The following is a 24,407-nucleotide window of genomic DNA, read 5'->3' on the forward strand; positions in this document are numbered from 1 at the left end:
AGCATCCGTCGTCCGCATGGTGCGCGGTGTGAGTACACCGCCAGAGACACCGTCGCCGCGAATCCTCGCCCGCGAAGCCGCCGGACTCCTCCTCGTCGCCGTCGGCGTGCTCGTCGTGCTCGTCGCACTGGGCGCTATCCACCCGGTGCTGAGCACCACCGTGGCGGCGACGGGGACCCTCGCAGCCTTCAGATTCATGGCCTCACCCAAGACGAAAACTGCCCGAGTCGTCGCCCTCTCCGCCAGCGTCGTCGCAGCAGCGGCGGCCGTCGGCTGCACCTTCGCTTACTTCCCGGTCCTGGGCTGGGTCGAAGTCGGCGCAGCCCTCAGCGTCACGGGAACGTGGCTGGCCAGTGAGGGGGCCTGATGCCACGCCAGTTTCTCCCCGGCCTCCGCCGGCTCCTCGTACCGCAGGCGGCCACACTCGTCGAAGAGAAGTCCGTCGGGCCCATCGGCAACTCCTATGTCTCCATGTCCTACGCGGGCACCACCACCGTGTGGGGTACCGAGAACCGCGCGGCCGGTTGGGACCTCGACCGGGTCATCCAGGAGGGCTACGAACGCAGCATCTGGACGTTCAAGTCCGTCGAGGCGATCTCCAAGCACCCCAGCGCGCTCACCATCGAGATAGGACGCGGCGGCGACGAGCGGCAGTTCGCGGAAACCCTCGACGACCACCCCCTCCTGCACGTTCTCAACGTCCAGGCTAACCCGCTCGAACGCGCCACGGTCTTCAAGAAGCGGCTCTCCGCCCAGGTACTTCTGAGCAAGAAGGGCGCCTTCGTCGAGATCACGCGCAGCCGCGGCGGCACGATCACCCGCCTCGACTTGCTACCCGCGAACCGCGTCGAGCCGATACCCGACCCCCACGGCGACTACCTCTCGCACTTCGAGTTCACGACATACGACGGCCGTCTTCGGGAGCTGGACCCCAGCCGCGTCATCTGGCTGCGCGACCCCCACCCCACCGACCCCTTCTGCGGCGTCACCCCACTGGAGGCCGCAGGGCTCTCCGTCGACCTGGACGTCAAGGCCCGTACGTACAACATCGCCTTCATCGACAACGACGCTCGGCCTTCGGGAATCGTCGGCATTGACGTGGACGGCCTGGACCAGCGTGAGATCGACCGCATCCAGCAGCGCCTCGCCCCCGGCGCACAGAACGCCGGCGAAACCGTCGTTGTCGGCAGCGGGCCCGGTGGCCTCAACTACGTCGACACGAGCACGCGACCGCGCGACATGAACTACGAGACGCTGTCCAAGACCGCGAAGGACGAAATCCTGAGCGCGTTCGGCGTCCCCGAATCCATCGTCGGCAACGCGAGCGAGCGCACGTACGCCAACGCCGACCGCGAAGAGTGGAACTTCTGGCAGCACACCGAACTCCCGCACCTGTCGCTGCTCGCCTCTGCATTCGACCTCGACTTGGACGACGGCTGGTCCCTGCGCTTCAACACGTCCACGGTCGAAGCGCTTGAGTTCCCTCGCCGTCAGCGCCGCGAGGAGGCACGGCAGGAGTGGAACGCGGGGCTGATCACAGTTGACGAGTACCGAGAGATCGCCGGACGCCGCCCCTTCAACGTGGCCCACACCAGGGCCCTGTGGATCAGCCCGCAGAAGGCCCCCGTCCCGGCCAACGAGGTGGACGCGGCAGCACTCGGTGTCGCCCAGGACCCGATGGCCGCAGTCGGCCCTGGCCTACCCGGCGCGGGTGGATCACCACCAGCCATCGCCCCCGCGGGGCCAGGCGGCGGCACCTCCGCAGCTGACGCAGTCGCGGAGGCCCGTACCCCAGACTCGCAGGCGAGCGCGACCGCCGACGTTGCAGCGGCCCGCGAAGCCCAAGATGCCCCCGCTGCTGGAGGGTCGGCCACAGCAGCCGTTGACCAGGCCCGCGACAACATGCCCCTCACCCTGCCCGGCGACGCTGCCGGCGACGTCACCGCCGCCCGCGCCGCAGTCGACGCTCCCACTTCTGGTGAAGCAGCCGCCGATGTCGATGCTGCACGCACCCACATCGAGCGCAAGGAGCTGCCACGAGATGACGGGTTCGAGGTCAGCGACAGCGACTTCGACACCGTCGCTGCTGCCGTCACAGCCGCACTGACTGCGCTCCTCGCCCGTCAGGAAGGCGTCATCACCGCGCGCCTTCACGCGCCCAAAACCCGGAAGCACACCCGGTACTGGCAGCCGGACGGTGACGGCGACCTCCGCAGAGGCAATGACTCGATCAGCGGAGCGCGCGTCGTGGGCGCCGGACGCTGGGAGGAAGAGACCACCAGCACCCTGGCCCCGATTCTCCAACCGGCCGCGACGTCTACGGCGGCTGCACTCAGCACGGCCATGACCGGAACGGCGGCCGTGCCGCCGGGCGCGACTGCCGCGGCGTTCGCCGCCGCCACGATGGCCGGAGGGGCTGTCGCCGCTCTACTCGCTGATCTCGCTACCGCCTTGGATACTGCCCAATCAGAGGACGCCACCCTCGACGACCTCGCGGGCGTCGTGGCCGCGTTTTTCCGGGCCCGCGCAGCGATGTTCACCGCCGTGCTAGCCGAGTCCTGTGCCGTCGCAACCGTCAATGGCGCCGCGGACGCCGCCGCCGAAACCGCAGGCCCGACCGTCCTGCGGACGTGGGTCACCCGCGGCGATACCCGTGTACGGCCCGCCCACCAGAAGTTGAGCGGCACCACGCTGCCCGCCGGCATCCCCTACGCGGTCGACGGCTCCGCCCTGCGGTACCCGGGAGACCCGTTCGCCCCCACCGACCTCACCATCAACTGCCGCTGCCGCCTGCGCTACCGCACCGGCCCCACCACTGAGGAGACGCCCTGATGTGGCCCGCCATCTGGTTCGCCTGGACCTGCTTGTTCGCCGTGTTCGAGACCACCGCCCTCATCAACAAGCAGGAGGGCGACACCCTGAGTGAAACCTTCCGGCGTTTGTTCCGCACCCGCACTTCCAAGGCCGGGCGTGCCGTATTCGCTGTGGGGTGGTGTGGATTCTCCGCATGGTTCGCGATCCACATCCTGACCGAGACGATGTAACTGAGCACCGGGCGGCTTGCACAATTGGGCAAGAATGATCTTGGACGGCGGGCCGCCTGCCAGCACGCGACGCTAACCAGTCGCGCTGTGCATGGTCCGGTCCATGCTGAAGCGCACCTCCCCGGCCGACCTGAGTCGCACCCTTGAGGCCAAGTCCGTACGACGGCCGTGGAACTCTGCCCTGCACCCCAGGGACTCCAAGGGCAGGTTCATCGAAACCGGTGGAATCGCCAGGTTGTGGTCGGGGAAGCTGGCCCGAGTTGTACGCGCCCTCCCGCGTGACCGTGTCCTCGTCCAGGACCGCACAGCAGACGGCACATACACGGGGCGGCGACACAGCACCAGCGCCCGCTGGATCACGATGGTGGCGCGCCCCGACGGCAGCGCCCCCACATCGAACCAGAAGAAGGTCGAGGCCGAGGACGCCCGCCGCGATCAGGACGACCGGCGCGGCCTGGGCCTGTCCCGCGACGACAACGGTGACCCGGACACCCCCGACGATCCGCACAACGCCGACGACGAGGGCAACGCCATCGGCGACGACGACGGCGACGGCCCCGAGGACGACGACCAGGACGAGCCCGAGGCCGGGCACCACGACGTCGACACCGATGCTCTGCCGAACCGACAGGCCCGCCCCGGGGCCCGATTCCAGGACACCGCCGCAGTTCGCCGGCACTTCCTCGACCTCGCCCAGCAGCCTGGTGCTAACGCCCCGGCGCTGCGACGTCTGGCCGGTGACGAGGACCTTCAGGTCACGCCTTCCGGCGGCCTGGTCACCACCCGCGATGACGCCAACGGCCGCTGGTACCTGACTTCGACTGGGACCGGTGGCTACCTCGACGTCGGCGACTTCGCCACCCGCCAGGAAGCCGAGGCCGCGGCCGAATACCTCAACGAGCACGTCCGCAACGGGCACATCATGCCGGGCGAGTTCAACGAGCCGATCGACTTCTCCGACCCCAAGATCGCCGATGGTTTCCTGACGTGGCGCTCAACCGCGGGAGAGGACGCCGAGCAGGCCATCCGGCGCGCGATGCGGGACTTCCACGCCGCCCGTGCAGAGGAGAACCCTCAGCAGGCTCCGACAGCGAAGCAGCAGCCCCCGCAGGCCAGCGAACGGTTCACCACACTCCAGCAGGTTCGCGACAACTGGACCCAGCGAGCCGACACTCTGCGCGCCTCCGGAAGCGAGCAGGACCGGCGCTCCTCCCGCGCCCTCGACAGCCTCGTCAAGGAGCAGCGCCTCAAGCTGGTCGGCGACGGCCAGTTCGTCGCACGCCGCGTCGAGGGCGACTGGTACCTGTACGCCACAGGCTCCGGCCAGCAGATGAGCTGGTGGTTCGACCGCCAGGCCGATGCCAAGGGCTTCGCGGAGCACATCGTCGGCAAGCTCAAGGACAAGGACGGCAACGCCCTCGACTTCTCCGACCCGGCGTTCGCCAACTACCGCGGGGCGTGGCGCTCCGCCGAGGGACGCGATTACGAGCAGGAGTGGACCGCCGCTCGCGCCCTGTGGGACCAGGAACACCCGCCCAAGCACAGCATCGCTACCGCCCGCCTCGCTGAGACCCTGGGTCGGCGCCCCTTCGGTGCCGACGAGACCCCGGCCCCGAAGCCGGAGACACCTGAACAGCTTCCCTCCGGGCCCGAGGCCACCGACGAGCCTGACGTACCAGCCGATGCGCGGACAGGCGAACAGGGGCAGGCCGACCCAGACGAGCAGCCGGAACCGTCTCCCGAGTCCGCTCCAGCGCCGGAGCCGGAGCCGGAGGAGGCGCCGGCGGGCGAGAGCGATGGACGACCGACAGGTGTACCGGCGGACGCCGAGCCCGTAGACGGGGTGCCCGGGTACTGGTCGACCTCGTGGAACCCCGGACCGGTCACCGTGTACGGCCCGGACGGCACCCGTATCGCTTCCGTCGTCGGCGGCTACAGCGACCGGCACGCCACGGTCGACGGCATCTACGTCCCCATCGGCAGCAACGCGAACATCGCCGACCAGATCATTGCCCGCCATCACCTGGCCACCACGAACCCGGACCAGGCCGACCACGTGCACCTGGCGTGGACTACGCACAAGGGCAAGCGGGTCCTGGCCGTGCGCGGCACCATCAAGAACGATGCGCGCGACGACCGGGCCGTCGGCACTGCTGGGAAGCTCGCCTGGTCCCCGGTCCAGAAGGCGCGGATCACCGGTACTCAGTGGAAGCCGGAGACCCGTGACCGCAAGGGCGCCGACATCCTCGCCGCCTTCATCCGGCAGGGCCGCAACGTCCGCGTCACCGACGAGGACCGGAACAACACCGTCGGCGCCCCTGAGCCGCAGCAGCTCGACGAGGACACCAAGAAGCTCCGCGCCATGCCCGAGGCGGATCTCCGTCAGCACCGCGACAACCTCAAGATTCACGCCCAGGTCGCCACGACTCCGGCCCATAAGCAGCGAGCGCGCGCCGCCCTGCAGAAGGTCGAGGCCGAGCTCGACCGACGTCGCATCGCTCAGGACAACCAGACCGACCAGGCCGAGCCCGAGGCACAGCCGAGCGCACAGGACCGCGCGGCAGCGATGGATGATGCCGATCTCACCGAGGCCATCAGCCGATCCGAGCGCGACCGGGGCACGTACGGCTCCCGTCGCGGTGACCGCCTCACCGACGACGAGCGTGCCCTGTACGCCGACCGGCGCCGACGGACCACCGACCAGGTGGCCCAGGTCGACACCCCGCAGGACCTGAGCGACGAAGAACTTGCCGCGCACATCAAGGGCCTGGAGGCGCGGGAGCGCACGCACAAGCCGAACGGGTCGATCCACGGGGAGGACGACCTCGCGCCGGAGCGCGACCTGTGGAACAACCTGACCGGTCGGCTCGCAGACGCTGAGACCGAACAGCAGACCCGCAAGCTCCGCGACATCGAGCAGCGCCCGCCGGTCCAGGACCTCGACGATGACGCACTGGAGAAGGAGTCCCTGCGCCTCCCCGTCCGACTCCGGCGTCTGGGCCCGGAGCAGAACGAGATCCTGGCCGCCCGCCGGAACGCCGTGTACGAGGAGCGGCAGAACCGCAAGGCCGCCACCTACCGCAACGGCCCCGACCCGGCCGGGCTCGCCGACGAAGACCTGAACAAAGCGTTCAAGGACCTTCACAAGAAGCGGAACCTGACCAGCGGCCGGGAGCGGGAAGCACTGGACGAGCGGCTGACGGCTCTCTTCGACGAGCAGAACCGCCGTGGTGCTGAGGGCCGCGAGCAGAAGGTCAACCGGGCAGATACCCGTGAGAACCCGCTGTCCAGCTCGTACGGCACCTCGATCCAGGTCGATGGCAACGACTACGGCAAGGTCAGCTACCACGATCACGACTCGCCGTACGCGGGCGGCCACAAGGCCGGGTGGAACGCGCAGCGCCAGAGCCACGGCGGCATCCTGGGCACCTTCCCGAGCATGACTGCGGCCCTGGCCGCGATTGTCGACAGCTACGACAGCGACCCCGCGACCGAGCCGGTGCGCCTGTACGGCTCCGTGCGCCACGTGTGGGTGCCGAAGATGTTCTTCGAGCTGTACCAGTCCTCCCGCCGCGCCGACTCCTTCCCGTCGGCGAGCAAGGAACGCCAGACCCTATACGGCCTGTTCAAGGGCCACGGCTACGGGTGGTCCGACGGCTCCAATCCGATCACCGGGAAGATCGGCAAGGGCGCGAACATCGCGGTGCCCGAGGGGCTGCTCGCGGAGTTCCACCGTGTCACCGAGGATCTGTCTCGCGAGATGATGTTGCGGTCCACCGACCGTGAGCTGGACTCGTCGGACCGGTCGAAGGCCCGCACCCGACTGGCCTCTATCAACGCTGCGCTGCACGGGATCGACGCGCAGCGCAATGCAGTACGCAAGGATGGCGGGGACGAGGACCGCAAGGTCATCTCCCGCGAGGAGATCGAGGCGCAGCAGGCAGCCCTGCGCGCGGCTCTCGGAACGGACGAAGGGCCTGATGGTGAGCATCTACAGCCAGACAGCCAGGGACCACTGGACGAAGTACCGTCCGCGGGAGCTGGCAGCGATGGACGACGCGGAGACGTTCTTCCTGAACAAGGGCAGGGAGATCGAGGTGGCGATTCTGGTGGCCGAGGAGGCACTGGAGGAGTCCGTGCCGGCCGCGACGGAGTACGAAGCTCGGGCGGGTCAGATCAAGCAGATCAGGGCGGACGCGACCGCGATGGTTCTGCGGGATCTGCTGCCGGAGCCGGAGCCGCAGACGGAGCAGCCGCAGACGCTCAGCCCGGAGATGCGGGATCTTCAGGCGCTGAAGGACGCGCTGTACGACATGTAGCACCGCGCTTCCGCTCGAACCCGGCCGACGCCGCCACCAAGGGCCCCGTCCAGCGGGCCGCAGCGAACGTCGAGGCGATCCGGGTCATGAAGCGGCTGGAGCGCGAAAAGCGCCCGGCCACCGAGAAGGAGAAGGTCACTCTCGCCCGCTGGACCGGGTGGGGCTCGGTTCCGATCATGTTCGCGTCGGAGCCGAACGAGAAGGAACCGCGCTACCAGCAGGGCGGCGCCCGGTACGGCAAGTTCGCACAGGACCATACCCGTTGGGCGGAGTACAGGGACCTGCGTCGGATGCTGTCCGACGAGCTGTCGCCGCTGGAGTGGCAGCAGGCCCGCCGCGGCACGCTGTCGATGCACTACACGCCGCAGCCCATCGCCGAGGCGATGTGGGATGGGCTGAAGGCATTCGGCTTCGAGCGCGGTGACGTACTTGAGGCAGGGTCCGGCAGCGGCACGTTCTTCGGCGTCTCGCCGGAGGGCGCCCGCCTCACGGGCATCGAGCTGGACCCGACCACGGCGCGGATCGCGAAGGCGATCTACCCGGACGCCAATGTCCTCAACGAGAACTTCGCAGAGACCGACGCCGAGCCCGGCACCTTCGACGCGGCGGTCGGCAACGTGCCCTTCGCCTCGGTGCCGTTCGGCGACAAGCGCTACCCCGCGGAGTCCCTGCACAACGGGTTCATCACCAAGGACCTCGCGCTGACCCGGCCGGGCGGCATCACTCTGCTCATCACGTCCCGGCACACCCTCGACTCCAAGGGCGACAAGGCCCGCAAGCAGATCGCCAAGTACGGCGACCTGGTCGGCGCCGTCCGTCTGCCGTCCGGTGTCTTCAACGACGCCGGCACGAGCGTTGTCACCGACGTCCTGGTACTGCAGCGCCGCGCCGACGGCGACGAGCCGGGCGATGCCTCGTGGCTCAACGCTCCGGAGCGGAAGGTCGGGAGCACTCACGAGCACGTCAACGCGTATTTCACCCGGCACCCGGAGCACGTCCTCGGTGAGCTGACTACCGAGTCGTCCCCGTACGGCCCGCGCGTGACCGTCAAGGGCAACCCGGCGAAGGCCGCCGATCAGCTTCGTGACGCTCTGGAGGGCATCGCCACCAAGGCGAAGGCCGATGGCCGTGGCTACGAGCCGCACCCCGACGGCGACAACCGGGCGCCGGTGTTCCTGCAGACCGCGCGGGACAAGCACGCCAACGACTGGACGGGCCGCCTCTACGAAGGCGATGACGGCAAGCTCTACCAGCACGTCAACGGCGGCAACCCCGTCACGGTCGAGCCGTCCGACGGCCGTGGCGACCAGCTCCGCGCCCTCATGCAGCTCCGGGACGTCGCCGCCGAACTGCGAGCACTCGACCGCAAGAACGCGGAGGACGAGCGGGCCGAGAAGCTGCGCACCCAGCTCCGCGACCTGCACACCGCGTACGTCAAGCAGTACGGGCCCCTGTCCAAGCCCGGCCAGTTCCGCAGCATGAAGACCGGCACCCGCGACGACGGGACGGAAGAGCGCACACCTACGGCGTGGGGCTACTTCCGCTCCGACCCGGACGCCGGTTCGGTCCTCGCCCTGGAGCGGTGGGACGCGGACAAGCAGGAACCCATCCTGAGCCGCGTCTTCGAAGAGCGCGCCGCCGCACGACGGCAGCCGCTCGACCGGACCGACGACCCGAAGACGGCCCTGTCCGCAGTCGTCGCGGCGACCGGTCAAGTGGACGTCGGCAGGATCGCCCGCCTGCTGGACATGACGCCCACGGAGGCCATCCGGGCTCTGGGCAGCGAGGTCTTCACCGACCCGCGCACCGGCCGCCTGGATCTCGCCGGCGCTTACCTGTCCGGTCCCGTCCGCGACAAGCTCGCCGCCGCGCGTCGCGCCGCCGAGAAGGACCCGGCGTTCGCCGTCAACGTCTCCGCCCTCGAAGCGGTCCAGCCCAAGGACCGCACGATCGGCGAGTTCACCCCGGAGATGGGCGCGCACTGGACGCCGCCCGAACTGCTTCAGGGGTTCCTGCGCGACTACCTGGGCGACAAGACGCTGCGCGTCGCGCACGACGACCGCTACGGCTGGATGCTCTACACCGGCCAGGTCCCCAAGGCCAACAACGTCCTGCACGGTGTCGCGGCCGATGAGGCAAAGGGCACCAAGGGCAAGAACGCGGTCGAGATCGCCCGCTCCATCCTCGGCCACGGCTCGCTCACGATCTACCGCGACGACAAGCGCCGGAACGTCGACGAGGAAACGTCACGCCTGGTCCGGCAGAAGGCCGACCAGATGCGGTCGGAGTTCGCGAAGTACGCGACGGCCAACGCCGACCGGCTCACGCGGCTGACGAACTCCTACAACAAGATCATGAACGGGCACGTCGTCCGTTCGTACGACGGCATGAGCCCGTCCCTGGACGGCTTCACCCCCGACCGCACGCCCCACTCCTGGCAGTTGAGCGGTGCCGCCCGGATGCAGTTCGAGCGGTCGGTGATCCTCGCCCACGAAGTCGGGCTGGGCAAGACGGGCACGCTCGTCATGGGCACCCAGGCGCTCAAGTCGTCCGGGCAGATCGAGAAGCCGTTCGCCGTCGTCCCCGACCACCTTGCACAGCAGTGGTACGACGAGGCGCGGTTCCTGTACCCCAACGCTGAGGTCCACCTGATCACCAGCGGGGACCTCGCTGACGGCCGGCGCGACAGCACGCTGGAGTGGCTGCTGGCCAACAAGCCCGATCTCGTGATCTTCACCGAGCCCGCTTTCGGCTCGATCCGGATGAGCCCCGAGGCTCAGGAGGACTACGAGTTCCGCGAGCTGGAGGCCCTGCGCGAGCAGCTCGACCGGCAGTACGAGGACGCGACCAACCCGGATCACCCGTTCATCGTCGCCAAGATCGAGCAACGCATTGCGACGGTCCAGAACAAGATCAGCAAGAACGCGGCGCCCATGCGGACGCCCGGCCAGACGTACTGGGATGACCTCGGGTTCGACTACGCCGTCGTTGATGAGGCTCACCGGTACAAGGGGGTGGGCTTCCGCTCCCGCGAGGGTGGCGGCGATCCCGCGTCCATCCGCGGCATCGACCTGCACCAGAAGCTCACCGATCTGCACAGGCGCCGCGACGGCCGCGCCACGGTGACCCTGGCTACCGGTACCCCCTTGTCGAACAGCATCACCGAGCAGTTCACGATGCTCGCCCTGGCCGCCCCGTGGGTCCTGGACTCGTACAAGGCCGGCGCACCGGACCTGTGGGCTGCGACCTTCGGGCGAAAGACCCTCCGCGTTGAGAACGCCCCTGACGGCAGTGGCCTGCGGATCGTCGAGCGGTTCTCGGAGTTCCACAACCGCCGCGCGATGAAGACGATGTGGGGTCTGGTTGCCGACACGAAGCGCGGCGACGACGTGGGCATTCCGCGTCCCAAGGTCGCGAACGGCGGCCCCAATCTGGTCATGGTCGACCCGACCAAGGACCAGACAGCCCGGCTGAAGCAGCTTGTAGTCCGCGGTCGTGCGATCCACAACGGGGACGTTGACCGGTCGCAGGACAACATGCTCGCCGTGTCCAACGAGGGCACGTCTGTCGCGCTGGACCCCCGCCTGGTCGACGCCAAGGCTCCGTCGGGCAACAAGCTCCGCGCGGTCGCCGCCAAGCACGTCGAGCGCTACCACCAGCACAAGGACCGCGGCTACAAGACGTACTACGGCAGCACCGAAGACCACCCGACCCCCGGCGCCCTCCAGATGGTCTTCCTGAACGAGGGCGTGCCGGGCGGCAACAACCGCGGCGACTTCGACGCCTATGCCGAACTCAAGCGGCTCATGGTCGAGGGCGGCATCCCCGAAGAGAAGATCGCGTTCGTCCAGGACCACAAGAAGACGGGCAAGCCCGAGGAACTGGCCGAGCTGTTCCGCCGCTCCCGTGACGGCGACATAGCCGTCCTCATCGGTTCCAGCAGCGTCGCTGGTACCGGCATGAACGCCCAGAACCGCATGGTCAGCCTGACGCACGTGGACCTCGACTGGGGCGCCGCGCAGATGGAGCAGCGCAATGGCCGCATCTTGCGATACGGCAACCAGAACGGCGAAGTCGAGATCGACGTCTTCGCGACCAAGGGCAGCCTCGACGGCTGGAAGGCCGGGTTCGTCGCCTCCAAGGCAGAGGGCCTGATCGACATCCAGCGCCCGGAGATGGCAGACAGCGACACCCGCGACACCGTCACTGAGCTGGATGTCGACTACCCCGACTACGAGACGATGGAAGCCGAGATCGGCGGCAACCCCTACATGAGCCAGCTCATGAAGGCCCGCCGTGCGCTGCGTGATCTGGAGATCGACCAGCACAACGAGGCCGCCGAACGCGTCCGCCGCCAAGAGGCACTGGCCGACCTCACGCAGGAACTCGCCGACACCCACAACGGCATCACCCGCCGCGAGGACGCCCTGCCCCGCATCCGTGACGTCCGCGACACCTTCGCCATGAACCTCGGCGGTCTGTCGTACACAGAGCGCGCGGACGCCGCGGCGGCCCTGCATCGGCAGGTCACCACCCAGCTCCTTGAGCACGACCGCGACGGCATCGGCCCCTGGAAGACGCTGGGGCAGTTCGGCGGCCTTGACGTTGCCGTGCGCACCGAACGGCGCGCGGACGGCAAGCTCGTCGCGCACGTCGGTTTCCCCGACCTGGCGCGCTCCGACTTCGAGCGCGGACCGGAAGACCTGAAGAAGAAGGGCGCCGGGGCGGGCATGATCACCCGGCTTACGAACGCTCTGGAGAAGGCGCCAGCCCTCCAGCAAGCCGACCGGGCACGGATGCCTGAACTCGACGAGCAGATAGCCCTTCTGCAGTCCGCCCAGGCCGCCGCCGATCTCACCCCGCAGATCGAGCACGCGCGAACTCGCGCGAACCTGCTGGACGACATCGTCGGGCGGATCGCTGACCTCGACAAGCTGCCCGAGATCGACGAGAACGACCTCGACAAACACCTCCCTAAGCCCGTGCGACGCAAGCTCGTCGAGGAGCGGCATCAGGCCCGCATCCCTCTCCAGACTGCAGTCGACGACTCCGTCCTGACCCTCGCGAACTTCGACGAGAAGTTCCCCGAGCCTGAGCGCGCCGAGAAGCCGCAGGAGCCGCTTACGCCGGATCAGGACGGGGTCCGTCTGTCCGCCGAGGAGGTCTCCCAAGCTCTTGGGCAGATCCGCCCCAGCAATGACGATGCGGGCGCCACGGAGGAGAGCGCTAACGCGCCCGACGCCGCGAACACCGGTGACGGGGACGAAGGCGGTGGCGACCTTCCGACTGCTTCCATCACGTCCGGCGACGACGCCTCGCCGGACGACGAGTCCGACCCGCCGACGCCCGAGCGCACGGGCAGGGCTCCGCAGCCAGACGCCTCGACCGGTGAGGCGGACAACCGCGAGGAACCTGCGAGCAGCGACGGGGAGACGACGGACACCGGCGACAGCACGGTCATCCTCGACCGCGATGAGGTCGCCCAGCAGCTCGATGCCATCCGCCCGGCGGGCGCCAAGGCGCCGTCCGCCATGAGCGACCAGGAGATCGCTGACGAGTTCGTGGTTCTGATGGAGCGGGAGATGGCCGACGGCGAACTGACCGGCGCTGACCGCACCCGCATGGCTGTCCTGGAGGCGGAGAAGGACCGGCGCGCTGGCCGCACGCCCAAGTCGGAGCCCAAGAAGCCTGCGAGCGAGCCGGAGGGCGGTCTGTTCGATATCGACGAGCCGGAGTCTCAAGCTCCCGCTGTCGCTGACCCGGACAACCCGCTCGACCAACCAGACGACGCCTTCGGCACGCCGGATATGTTCGCGGACAACGAGGGTCGCGACACCAGTGACCTGCGCCCCGTCCAGATGCGCGGCCCCGGGGACATGACGCAGGGCGACCGTTACACCGACGCAGATGGCCGCACGCACACGGTGGCCGAGCCGCCGCAGCGCACTGGCCGGGGCCGGATCAGGATCGTCACCGACGACGGCAAGGAGCGTTTCTACAGCCGCGACGCCCAACTCCGCTTGCGCTACCCGGACGAGGAGATCGACGAGCGCGACGAGCAGGGAGCGCCCGCCCTCGGCGACAGCGAGTCGACGACCGACGACAACCCCGCCGCGTCGAAGCCCGACGACACCGGCACCGGCCCGGGGCCGGACCAGTCCGACGAGGAGACGCAGGACGAGGACAACGAACAGCGCGACGACGAGCAGGACCAGGACGAGCAGCGACGCCGACGACCGGACTCGAACGGTGCGGTCCCCGACGAAGCTCCCGACGGAGCTGGTGGTGGCCCCCAGGCCCCGGCCGGCAGCCCGGACCAGGACGACAACGACGCGGACACCGATCAGGCAGACGCCCAGGACGATGAGGACGACCGTGAGCGTCGTCGTCGCCGTCGCGACGGCGGCAACGGCGCGGGCGGCCCCGGCGGACCGGGAGGCCCTGGCCTGCCCCGGCTCAGCCTGCCCAACCTTCCGCAGGTGCCGGCGGCCGACGGCACAGGACGCGATAGCAAAGGCAGGAACGGCGGCCTGCCCGAAAGCGGACAACCCCGACCGCGCACCGTGGCCGACCTGCGTGACAGGTGGCGCCGCGGCGACAGGTTGACCACAGAAGAGGACACCCCGGAACGGCGCGCGTTCCTCGCGCAGCTCGCCGCCAACCCGACCCTGACCCTGTCGTCCGGCGGCGGTCTGGTCACCTGGTCCGACGACACCGCGCCTGACGGAATGCGCCGCTGGCAGTTCGCGCAGGCCCGCAACGGAGGCCGCTTCGGAAAGATCACCCTCACCGCCCGCACAACAGATGACGCCCGAGACCTCGCCGACCTGTTCGAGATCACCACCGACGCAAGCGGACAGCCGATCGACTGGCACCAGCCGCTCACCCCGGACGTCCTCACCCAGTGGCGCGACCGCCAGGGCCGCACCCTGCCCGACGCCCTGCGCGCGCTACGCGACTTGTTCCAGGACAACGACGAGCACGACAACGCCATGCCGCAGCCCCAGTCGGCCAACGAACTCCCAGACGACCTGACCGACCTGAGCGACGACGACCTCGCCGCCGCGTGGGGCCGCGGGCTGTCCGAAGCCGACCAACTCCGGGTTGCCCAGGAGATGGACCTCCGGGACAACGCCGACCAGCGCATCCGGGACGCCATCCCGACAACGCCCGCCGCCGACGCCGACGAAGTCCGGCGCCGCGGAGAGGCGATGGACACCGCCCTCGGCTTCGGCAGCGCCGACATCACCCGACGCCCGCAGACCCGCGAGCAGCGCCTGCAGCAGGAGTTCAACGACTTCGACGAAGCCCGGTACTCCGCTGCCATCGACGCCACCAACGGCTACTTCTTCAGCCGCGCCAGCAGGAGCCTTCCGCCCGTCGACGAACGTGACCTGTTCTCCGGCGGCTCCCTGTCACGCTTCGGCAGGTGGCGGCAGTACGCCAGTGAGGAACTGCTGGAGTGGTACGACCTCAACGGAGGCCGCATCACGTACAACGCGTTCAAGCAGCAGCGCCGTACCCAAAACCGTGTTGATCGCCAGAAGTACGAGGAGGAGCAGCAACACACCGCAACCACTGCCCACGACAGTGACGCCACCACGCACGCACCCGACGTCGCCGACATCGAACTTCCCTCGTTCACTCTGGTCGCGGAGCCCGAGGAGGACGCCAACCGACGCTTCGGCGGAGCCGAGCAGGTGCGTGCTCTGGCCGAGCGCGCCGACCTTCGCCCTACCTCCGACGACGGCACGTTCGATGTGTGGATGAACGGCCGCCGCATCGGCACGGTTCGGAACGTGAACCGCAACACGGACGAGCGCACACCGATGTGGGACGCGACGCCCCTACTCACGATCAACCACGACCACAACAGCCGCTCTGCCAACCGGGACTTGGCCGTCGCCAACCTCGTTGTGCGAGCCGAGCGCAGCCCCGCCGACGCCATGAACCCCAATGAGGACACCTGGGATGCGGTCAGGGTGCACCTCGCGGGACGGAACCCAGAGCTGCCGGAACTCCCTTCCAGCCTCAGCAGCGACCCGGCGGTCAAGGAGCGCTACGACCGGCTCGTTGGACTCGTCGAGTCGATCCGAGCCCAGCACTCGCCGAGCGGAAATCTGGCCCAGGACCTCACGCAGGCCCGCGACGAATTCCAGTGGCTCCGCGGCGCTCTATCCGCGGCCCACGGAAAGCGCCAGGACCGCGAGATGCTGAAGGACCTGGATTGGCGCTCGTTCTGGGCGGAGCGACTGCGCGCGGGATTCGGTCAAGACGACGAGCGCCAGGCCCCAGAGACGCCTGGCGACGAGCTGGCCGGTGCGGCCCCGGCCGTACCCGATGTGGCCTTCAGCGCCGGCCGGGAGCCGTCCGACATCGGCACGGCGCCGACCGCCCCTGCGAATGCGCCAGAGCCGCACGCGACCGACGGAGACCAGCCGCTCCCGGACAACAGCGTTCAGGAGCCCGCAGGCAACCGTCTCGGTACCGCTGGCACCAGGCCCGCACCTGAGTCGAGCAACGACGATTCCGAGACCGCGCGCACCAGCGGCAACGAGGCCCCCGGCCCGGATTCGGGCGCGGCACCCGCGCCCCGTCCGGTGCCCGAGCCGACGCCGGCACCCGAGAGCACTGACGAACCCGTGGCCGAGCCTGAGCCCCGCCCGGAGCCCGAGCCCATCGGTGGCCAGCCTGCCCACTGGGCGAGCGTGGACCAGCTCCAGCCCGGCGACATGGCGCGCATCGACGGAACGACTCGCCGGGGCCGTGCTGTGACTCGCGCCGGGTACGTCCTCGACGCTCCGCAGCGCGTCACTGTGACCCGCAAGGGCCGCACCGAGGACATGTGGCGCACCACGATCGGTGAGACTGCCGATGGCCGCACCGGCAGCCGTGGCACCGTCTACACCCCGCTCAACGCCAGCGCCGCCCGCGCCGAGCCCTCGGAGGCCGCAGCACCCGGAGCCCCGGCGAGCGGTGCCCAGGGCGACGTCATCAGCGGCGACCTGCCCGACATCATCGCCACCGACACCCGCGGTGCTGGCCTGTTCCCCGGTAGCCACATCACCGGCGGCGGCGACCGCGATGGCACGGTCACCGGTGTCACCGACACGACCGTCTCCATACGGTGGGCAGACGGCGACACCGACAACGCAGTCGCCCCCAGCTCCCTCACGGTGAACGACACCCAGGATCGCCGCCCTACGGGCTGGACTTCCACCGGCCAGCGGCTCCGGCCCGGTCACGTCGTCTCCGACGAGAGCGGCGCACTCCTGGGCCCGATCGATGAGATCGACGGCGACCGCATCACGATCACCACTTCCGAAGGCACCCTCACTCGCGACGCCGCGGGCCTCCGCGTCGTCGGCGAAGTCCGAGACGACACCCCTGACACCGCCCCCATCATCGGCATCAGCACGACGACCGCCGACGAGATCAACAAGGGCGACATCGTCGTTCTCGACCTGGACGGCACCCCAACCGCCGTGGAGATCCTGGACACCAGCCGCGAAGGTGACCGCGTCACCCTCGACTACGCCGACACCACCACGGGCGAGCTGGGCGGCATCGACATGGACGCCACCGCCGTCGTCCACAAGGCTGAGGGCCCGGACGGCACAACCCCGGCCCTCGGCCCGGACGACGCTCCGATCACCGACGACCTGACTGTGCACGAGCCGCTGCCCGCCCTCGACCCGGTCAACGGCCCCACCGTCGACCCGGACCTCACCCCAGCCGACCGGGACACAATCGCCGACAACGGCAGCAGCCCCGAGGACGACCCCCACGCCCAGCAGGGTGCCGCCCGGCTCGGCGCCGACCTGCCCGTCACCCCGGGACAGGCCGCCGCGCTCGCAGCGCAGCTCCGGGCGAACGCCAACCCTTCCACCACCGAAGGGCGGGCGGCAATCCGAGCCGCAGACCACCTCGACCGCGCGTCCGGCCGCCGCGCCCCGGAAGGGCTCGACCGTTCCCGCCCCTCCAACGCCGCACAGATCAGCGAAGGCGACATCATCGCCATGCCTGACGAACGCCGCGGCGACGCAATCCACGTCTACCGCGTCATCGACGTGGAGGAGGGCCCCGGCGGGGTGCGCAACCTCCTCTTGGAGGACGAGAACCGGCAGTGGAAGCGCCGCTTGGTCCACGCCGCCATGCCCGTGTGGCAACTCCCAGAGCCCGCCGCAGACATCGACAGCGTTCCTGCCCCCGCGCCCGCCCCGCGCACTCCGACTCCGCCGCTGGCTTCGGTACGGCGCCAGATCGTCGCCGACCATAACCGCATGGTGGCCATGCGCATCATCGACGAGGCCGTGGCCGGGACCGAGCCGCCTGGCGATATCCACGCTCTGCGCGAGCAGATCGCCCAGCGCCTCACCCCGGAAGCCCTGCAAGGCGCCCGCAATACCGCCCGCCAGGATGCGAACGCCGCCCTGGATGCTGCGGGCATCACAGGCCGCGACCGCGCCGGCGTCCAGCAGGCCCTGCGCCGGACCCGCGAAAAGGCCCACGAGCGGACCGTCCGCGCCGTGCTGCGGACCATCAACGACCTCGAACCTCTCCCTGGCGAGCCCCACGAGGACCTGGCTCAGCGCGCAGCCGGACTCCTGCGGCTGATCCCCGACCACATCGCCGCCCCGACCGCCACACGGCGCCCCGATACCCCGCCCACCCCACGCGGCCGCCGTACCCCCGACGCCGATGCGTCTGCCGACGCGACCGGGCACGTCGACGACGCGCTAACCGCGCTGTTGCGACAGCTCGAAGGGTCCGGGACCGACCCGGCAGACATCGACGCCATCACCCGGCTCCTAACGCGGCAGTTCGACGGTACCCGCCAGACCACCGCCCAACGCATCGTCCGCCGCTCCGCACCGGACGGCGGGCAGCAGCCTGGTCTCCTCGCCCGCGTGATCGCCCTCCTCACCCGGCTGGGCCGCCGCGTGACCGAACTGGTGAAGGCCGCTGCGCGGAAGATCGCGGAGTTGTGGCGTAACAGTCGCGACCGGCTCTCCCGGCTGCGGTCGTTCCTGCGCCGCCTGGTGCGCCGAGTTCGCGACTGGCCGGAATCTCGGCGTCTGGCACAACTGCAAGCTGCGATCGACCTCCCGGACGTCGAGGGCGAGTCGCTGGCAGCGCGCGTGTCCCAGTGGGCTGCCCTGATGCCCGAGCGCGGTCACTTCGGTCAGGCGTCCCGTCGCCTCTCGTGGTGGATGCCGACGACGTGGACGCAGCTCTCCGCGGGAAGGCTGCCCGACCGCTCCACCGATACCAGGTGGGTGCCGGACCGTGCCTCCGACGGCGGGCCGGGCCTCACTGCCCTGCGGCACATGGCTGCGCTTCGGGCGGCAGGCAGCGACGTCGACCAGGACGTCACCCGCCGGCTTGCCGAAGCGCTGGGGGACGATTTCGGCGGGGACCCGAACGGCACCCTTCAGCACGCGGACGACTATGTGGCCTCTACGGAGCGGCGCTTGCTCAACCTCCAAGCCGCGCGGAGCAGCAGCATGATCCAGGACCCGGACGTCGACGTGGAGATCGCAGCCGCGCGCATGGAGGCTGCTGCCGCGCGCCGCGAGTGGGAGGACCTGCGCCGCCGGTACGCCGCGGCCGTGCCCAACGCCGTAGCGGCCGCCCTGGCGGACGTCCGCGAACTCGGCCCGCGGGGCAACGCGGGCATCGTCTTCGCCCCGGACAGCTCCCCGGACGCCGAACGTGCGATACGTGACGTCCAGCGCCTCATCCCCCGGGACTGGCTCGACGCCCCTGATGGCCGCCGCCTGGCTGCCGTCAACGGCGACGCTGGCCGCTACGAGCCCGAGGCGCGCCGGGCCACCGTCGCTGACCTCGGTGATGCGGGAGTCGGCACTGCCGCGCACGCCTTGGCACAGCACTTCGCCAGGCACCTGCCGGACCTGGATGCCGCTCAGCGTGCGTTCTGGTTCACGCGGACACACACCGGCCGCCCAGGCGCCCGCACACTCGACCGCACGGCCCTGGGCAGGCTCCTGGCGCAGCAGCAGACGCAGCCGGATACGGGTGACAGCCTCGCCCGGTCGCTGCAGGCCATGTTCACCGGCGACTGGTACGAGGACGACGATCTGCGTGATTTCCTCCTCGGCCTGCTGGCCACGCGATGAAGGAGAAGAAAATGCCGCACACCGTGACTGGCCGGTTCGACGATGGTTCCGCGTACCAGGTGGTGATCACCGGTGAGGCGGACCGGCCGGTGGTTGGCTCCGCCCGCGCAGCGGCTCTCGTCGAACTGCACACAGGCGAGTCGATTCCGCTGACTCCCACGGGCCCTCTGCGCACAGTAGCCGGAGACGACACGGAGGCCGTTCTCGCCGTACTTCAGCGGTACACCGAGGTCATTGAGAGCCGCGGCCCATCTCATCGTGCCGGACGTTTCACCACAGGGTGAGGTCTGGTCCCGGCTTGGGAGCTCCCGGCAGGTTAGGCGGTACCGCTGCGGATACGACTTGGTCCCAAGTCTCGTAGCGGTCCGCCATGATGACGAGGAGTTGCGCCGTTGCGAAGGCGTCGAACGTCGCCCTGTGCCGCTGGGCGGGGGCCTCGCTCAGGTCGGGTTTCAGGAGCTTGATGAGGTGATCCAGGCTGTAGCCCGGTAGGTCGGGGAATGTGGCCCTGGACAATCTCAAGGTGTCCAGCACTCCAGACGGCTCCCACCCGGGCAAGTGTGCCTTCATGACTCGGTAATCGACATGGGCGTTGTGTGCACAGATCCAGGACGCAGCGAGAAACGCGTGTACCTCGCTGGCGATGTCCGCCCAGGATGGTGCGCCGGCCAACACGGCGTTCGTCAGGCCGTGCACGCTCGTGGCGCGCGGCGTGACGGGGCGCTCTGGCCGCACGAGCCAGGCTCCCGCAACGGTCTTGTCGGCCGCACCGCCACAGACAGGCAAGACTGCAAGTTCGACTAGATCAGGCGGGCTGGTTCCGTTGCCTTCAGTGTCGACCACGAGCAGCGCAGGCCAGGAGGTGAAGTCCACAGAGGAAGTGGTAGCACCTCCCTCTGACACCCGGGGCCACGCTGACATGAATGAGCGCGAACGAGCGCTGCCGGTTGCTGGTGGGGGCTAGCCGTTCGCGGCGCGCCGGGACGCCTATTCAGATCGATTCCGAATTGGGCGGCAGGCCATAAGCCGCTCGCCACTCCTGCATGAATTTATCAAAAGATTTGGCGTTTCCCTGCGACAGGCTAGCGTAACGGTCCAGCGATTCCCTGCCCGGGGAAGAGGTTGGGATTCTCAGTTCTTCACCGTTAGGCAGTCGACAAATGAAAATCCCGTTGACGGCGTCCGTCGTTACGGGACGCACCAGATCATCAACGAAAGTGCGCCATTCGATCAGGTAAACACCCTTCTTCCGCCCGCGGTCCGAAGCCAGGTAGAAATTCTGTACGAGCAGCCCTGTATGTGCTGACCCGTCGAAGCAGGGAACGAGGACGTAGGAGTGCACTATCGCATGACAGAGAAGCAGGAGAGGCAAGCGGTCGGGACGCGCTGCCTCCGCATCATAGAATTCCTCAATTCGGTGTTGATCTAGAACGCCGGGGAACCGCTCGCCCCGAAGAGGCATAAACGTGACACCAATGGGAAGTTCCTGGACTTCAACCGAAAGCTTTGCGGCCTCAATTAGCTTTCGCACGCCGAGACCAACCCGGAAAAGAGTATCCTCGAACCGGGCTCGCCAATATGTGCCCCAGTCTTCGCTGGCGCGCTCCGGGGGCCACGGCCACGCTTTCAGGTCGAGTTCGAACCGCTTTACCGCTCTCTCCAAAATGAGTTTGTACGCCCCACCATCATCGATCACTCGATCATCGTAGTTCGGTGCGCACGCTGGTGGGGCGAATTTAAGTACAGCTCCGACGAGGGGCAGACGCGACTGACAGCGGCGGGAAGGCAGGTCCGGGGCGGCCGAGACACAAGTGCGGTCGCGCGGTCATCCTCCGGCGGTGACCAGATACGGATTCGCCATCAAGGCGCTCCCCAAGGGCGGCAAGCCGTTCGGGGACGACGATGAAGACCAGGACCAGGACAACGCAGCCGTGGAGGACGCAGGCACGGAAACACCGCCCGGTCTGGCCGCCGCGGACGCGTCGGCGGACAGCCCGGCTGACGAGGCTCCAGAAGAAGAGACTGACCCCGGCGCCGTACCGCCCACTGAAGAAGCCCCGACTGCGCCAACAGAGGCACCTCCCGAGGGCGGAGATGTCGAAGACGAGCCCTCCGAGGAAGCGCCTCCCGCCCCGGAGGACGATGCACGGCCGTGGTCCGGAGACATGTACGACGAGGGCGACGAGACCGACCCCACCGCCGCATTTGCCGCCTACCAAGGAGCCAGCGGTGAAGAGGCGTGGCTCGATCAGGCTCCGGACGGCACACTGACCGGGTGGGTCCGAGACGCCACCGGACAGGTGTGGCGGTACACCGACCCGGACGTGTGGGCCATCGACGTCGACGATGCTCAAATGACCCGCACCCACAGCCAGGCCGGAGGCGACGACGCCGGTGCGCCTGCCGAACACGGCGGGCAGGACCCGCTGTTCCCCCCGAAGCAGCAGAGTTAAGGAGCGGACAACGGTGGAGCTGAACCGCCAGAGCTATCTGGCGCTGCTCAAGGAAGGCGGAGACGCCTTCACGGCGGGCGACCCCTCCGACGCCTGCCCCTACGACCAATACAGCCCCGACCAGATGCAGCAGTTCGGCGCCCGCTACTGGACGAAGGGGTACATGGCTGCGCGCACGGCGTCGGAGTCCAAGAACCCCCAGGCCGAGGTCAGCGCAGGACAGTAGACGGATAGGCACGGCACGGTCCCGGCGGCCAACTGTCCACCCGCCGGAGGTTCCTCGCCGTGCCGACCGCCCCCACGTCCCGCGCCCCTGCGCCCCGCCAGGGCATCTGCAGGGCGATCTTCGCCGTCACAGGTGTCGTCGATGAAGTCGCGGACCTCATCGTCCCCGGAGCATTCGCTCACACGTTGGCGACCAGACCTGTCAAGACCGTCTGGCACCACGAGTGGAAAGAGCCCATCGGCGTCGTTCTGGACGTCGCCGAGTGGCAGCCCGGTGACCCCCGCTTCGCCGACATCCCCAGCTGGCCGTCCGAAGCCGGAGCACTCGTCGCGACCATCGCGTTCAACTTGCGCACGTCCAAGGGCCGCGACGTGTACGAGCAGGTGCGCCAGTGGCACGACCATGGTGAGGCCCAGTTCTCCATCGGCTACCGCGTCCCTCCGAGCGGCGCGACGAAGCGCTCCGACGGCGTCCGTGTAATCCACAAGCTCGACTTGTTCGAGGTCTCCCCGGTACTGCACGGGGCCCACCCCATGACCCGCTCGCTGGAGGTCAAGGCCGACCCCGGCTCCGTCGACTTGGAGCACAAGACCACCGCGTCCAGCGGCCACCTCGACATCAAGGCCGCCGAGCAGCAGGTAGGACGCGGCAGCATGGTCGCGCTCTACCTCCCCGCCGACACCGCCGCGAAGATCGCCCACCGCGACGGCACGGACCCGCGTGACCTTCACATCACCCTGGCCTACCTGGGAGACGCCGACCAACTCCCCGGCCACCCCGACGACCTCGCCCAGCTCGTCGCCATCGCGCTCGACGGCACCGAACCCCTCACCGGCCAGATCGGGGGCATCGGCCGCTTCCCCGCCAGCGGGGACGGCGAGCCGATGTTCGTCCCGGTCGACGTGCCCGGCCTGACCGAGCTGCGTACTCGAATCCTCGACGTCCTCGCTGTGTCGCCCCTCGCCGGAGCCGTACGGACCGACCACGGATTCACCCCGCACATCACCCTCGGCTACGACCTGCCCGCCGATACCCCAGCACTCCCGCCGATACCCGTCTCCTTCCACACCGTGCACGTAGTCCGCGGCCCGGACGCCACCCCTGTCCGTCTCACCGGCCAAGCTACCGGCGAGGAATCGGTTCCCTCCAACCTCTTTGCCCAATTGAGCAAGAACGATCTTGGAATGCCAGCTAGGGGCGAAACAAAGACCGCCCGCGCCGCCGTGTTCGAAGCGAAGACCGCAGGTAGCAGCAGCCGTAAGCGCAACCCGCCAGCGAACAAGAGCGCCCGCGCCACGGTCTTCGAAGCCAAGTCCCGCACCACATCTGGAGCCCTCGTGCAGCCGATCCAGCCCCTGCCAGCGTCCTACGAGGAGATCCGCGACCGCGTCCGCGCGGCCGTCCGACAGCTACTCGCCACGGATGAGGGCACCTGGTCATGCGTCGAGGCCACCTACCCCGACCGCGCGATCGTCTCCGTCCACCAGGACGGCGGTACCCCGGCCACCTACTCCGTGCCGTACGACGCCAACGGCACCGAGATAGCCCTCGGCTCTCCCCAACCCGTTGAGCTGACCACCGTGGTCATCCCCAACCAAGGGCCGGCGCGCGCCGCCGATGCCGACGAGACCACGGACAGCCTCGTCGTACGCCCGGCCCTGAGCGCACTGGAAGAGGTCACCGCCCGCGTCCAGGCCGCCGACGGAACTGAGCAACTGGGCCCGCTGCGATCCACGGTAGAAGAACTCATCGCCGCGCTCTCCCGCAAGGGACTCGACGTCCACCCCGCCGACGAAGACCGCCGAGAGCGTGCATCCATCCCGGCCCCGATGGCGGGCAATGGCATCGACCTGTGGGACGACCCGTACGACGAACCCCACGACCCTGCCCCCAACGACGGCATGAGCGAGGAGCCGGACAACGACGAAGACGACGAGGACACCGTTCTCCTCGACCCCGATGAAGTGAAAGCCCAGCTCGCTGCGATCCAGGGGTAGCCACCGCGACTCAGCCCGCGAACCGCTTCCGCCGCCCACAAGGCACCTGCTTCACACCACAACAAAACAGCAGGTCAGAGCCCGTGTGCTGCCTTCCTCCATCACGTGAGGAACGGCAGCACGCGACGTTAACCACCCCCGCTCTCTCAAATGCCCCGCGTTGTCGGGTCGTCCCGGTGCTGGCCGGGCGAGCGACGCACGTCAACCGCACCCAGCATCAGGAGAGAG

9 protein-coding genes are annotated in these 24,407 nt (G+C 69.0%); 7 read left to right on the forward strand and 2 right to left on the reverse strand.

The window, feature by feature from the left end; all coding sequences use genetic code 11:
• Positions 1-28: 28 nt before the first annotated feature.
• The 4 genes from ACH4DZ_RS18675 (at position 29) to ACH4DZ_RS18690 (ending at position 19,503) form a co-directional block, all read left to right on the forward strand.
• Positions 29-367: a hypothetical protein gene (locus ACH4DZ_RS18675; RefSeq protein WP_398288234.1), complete on the forward strand. Its 339-nt coding sequence runs from the start codon at positions 29-31 to the stop codon at positions 365-367.
• Positions 367-2,832, forward strand: coding sequence for a phage portal protein (locus ACH4DZ_RS18680; RefSeq protein WP_398288236.1), 2,466 nt, complete (start codon positions 367-369; stop codon positions 2,830-2,832). Before ACH4DZ_RS18675 ends, ACH4DZ_RS18680 begins: the two co-directional genes overlap by 1 nt.
• Complete coding sequence (locus ACH4DZ_RS18685; protein ID WP_398288237.1) at positions 2,832-3,044, forward strand: hypothetical protein; 213 nt, start codon at positions 2,832-2,834, stop codon at positions 3,042-3,044. Before ACH4DZ_RS18680 ends, ACH4DZ_RS18685 begins: the two co-directional genes overlap by 1 nt.
• A 103-nt stretch (positions 3,045-3,147) precedes the next feature.
• Positions 3,148-19,503 (forward strand): hypothetical protein, encoded by a 16,356-nt coding sequence (locus ACH4DZ_RS18690; protein WP_398288238.1) that lies wholly within the window; start codon positions 3,148-3,150, stop codon positions 19,501-19,503.
• A gap of 270 nt (positions 19,504-19,773) precedes the next feature.
• Here the strand turns inward: ACH4DZ_RS18690 and ACH4DZ_RS18695 are convergent, their stop codons facing one another.
• Together ACH4DZ_RS18695 and ACH4DZ_RS18700 are read right to left on the reverse strand one after the other, a co-directional pair.
• A complete protein-coding gene (locus ACH4DZ_RS18695) occupies positions 19,774-20,376 on the reverse strand; it encodes an exonuclease domain-containing protein (RefSeq protein ID WP_398288239.1) in 603 nt (200 codons plus the stop codon).
• Between the two features lie 118 nt (positions 20,377-20,494).
• On the reverse strand, positions 20,495-21,199 hold the full coding sequence (locus tag ACH4DZ_RS18700) for a hypothetical protein (protein ID WP_398288240.1): 705 nt from the start codon (positions 21,197-21,199) through the stop codon (positions 20,495-20,497).
• A gap of 142 nt (positions 21,200-21,341) precedes the next feature.
• Between ACH4DZ_RS18700 and ACH4DZ_RS18705 the strand changes: the two genes are divergently transcribed.
• The 3 genes from ACH4DZ_RS18705 (at position 21,342) to ACH4DZ_RS18715 (ending at position 24,179) form a co-directional block, all read left to right on the forward strand.
• Positions 21,342-21,956 carry a hypothetical protein gene (locus ACH4DZ_RS18705; protein WP_398288242.1) on the forward strand — a complete coding sequence of 205 codons (615 nt, stop codon included), beginning with the start codon at positions 21,342-21,344 and terminating at the stop codon, positions 21,954-21,956.
• Positions 21,957-21,969: 13 nt separating this feature from the next.
• Positions 21,970-22,182 (forward strand): hypothetical protein, encoded by a 213-nt coding sequence (locus ACH4DZ_RS18710; RefSeq protein ID WP_398288243.1) that lies wholly within the window; start codon positions 21,970-21,972, stop codon positions 22,180-22,182.
• 185 nt (positions 22,183-22,367) lie between these two features.
• Entirely contained in the window at positions 22,368-24,179 is a 1,812-nt protein-coding gene (locus tag ACH4DZ_RS18715; protein WP_398288244.1) for a 2'-5' RNA ligase family protein, read from the forward strand.
• The last annotated feature ends 228 nt before the right edge of the window (positions 24,180-24,407 follow it).

The sequence above is a fragment of the Streptomyces sp. NPDC017991 genome (assembly GCF_044328075.1).
GTDB lineage: Bacteria > Actinomycetota > Actinomycetes > Streptomycetales > Streptomycetaceae > Streptomyces.

What these genes read in the sequence shown, in the direction of transcription:
- ACH4DZ_RS18690 (WP_398288238.1), top strand. Translation starts at nt 3,148, where the DNA reads ATGCTGAAGCGCACCTCCCCGGCCGACCTGAGTCGCACCCTTGAGGCC.
- ACH4DZ_RS18680 (WP_398288236.1), top strand. Translation starts at nt 367, where the DNA reads ATGCCACGCCAGTTTCTCCCCGGCCTCCGCCGGCTCCTCGTACCGCAG.
- ACH4DZ_RS18685 (WP_398288237.1), top strand. Translation starts at nt 2,832, where the DNA reads ATGTGGCCCGCCATCTGGTTCGCCTGGACCTGCTTGTTCGCCGTGTTC.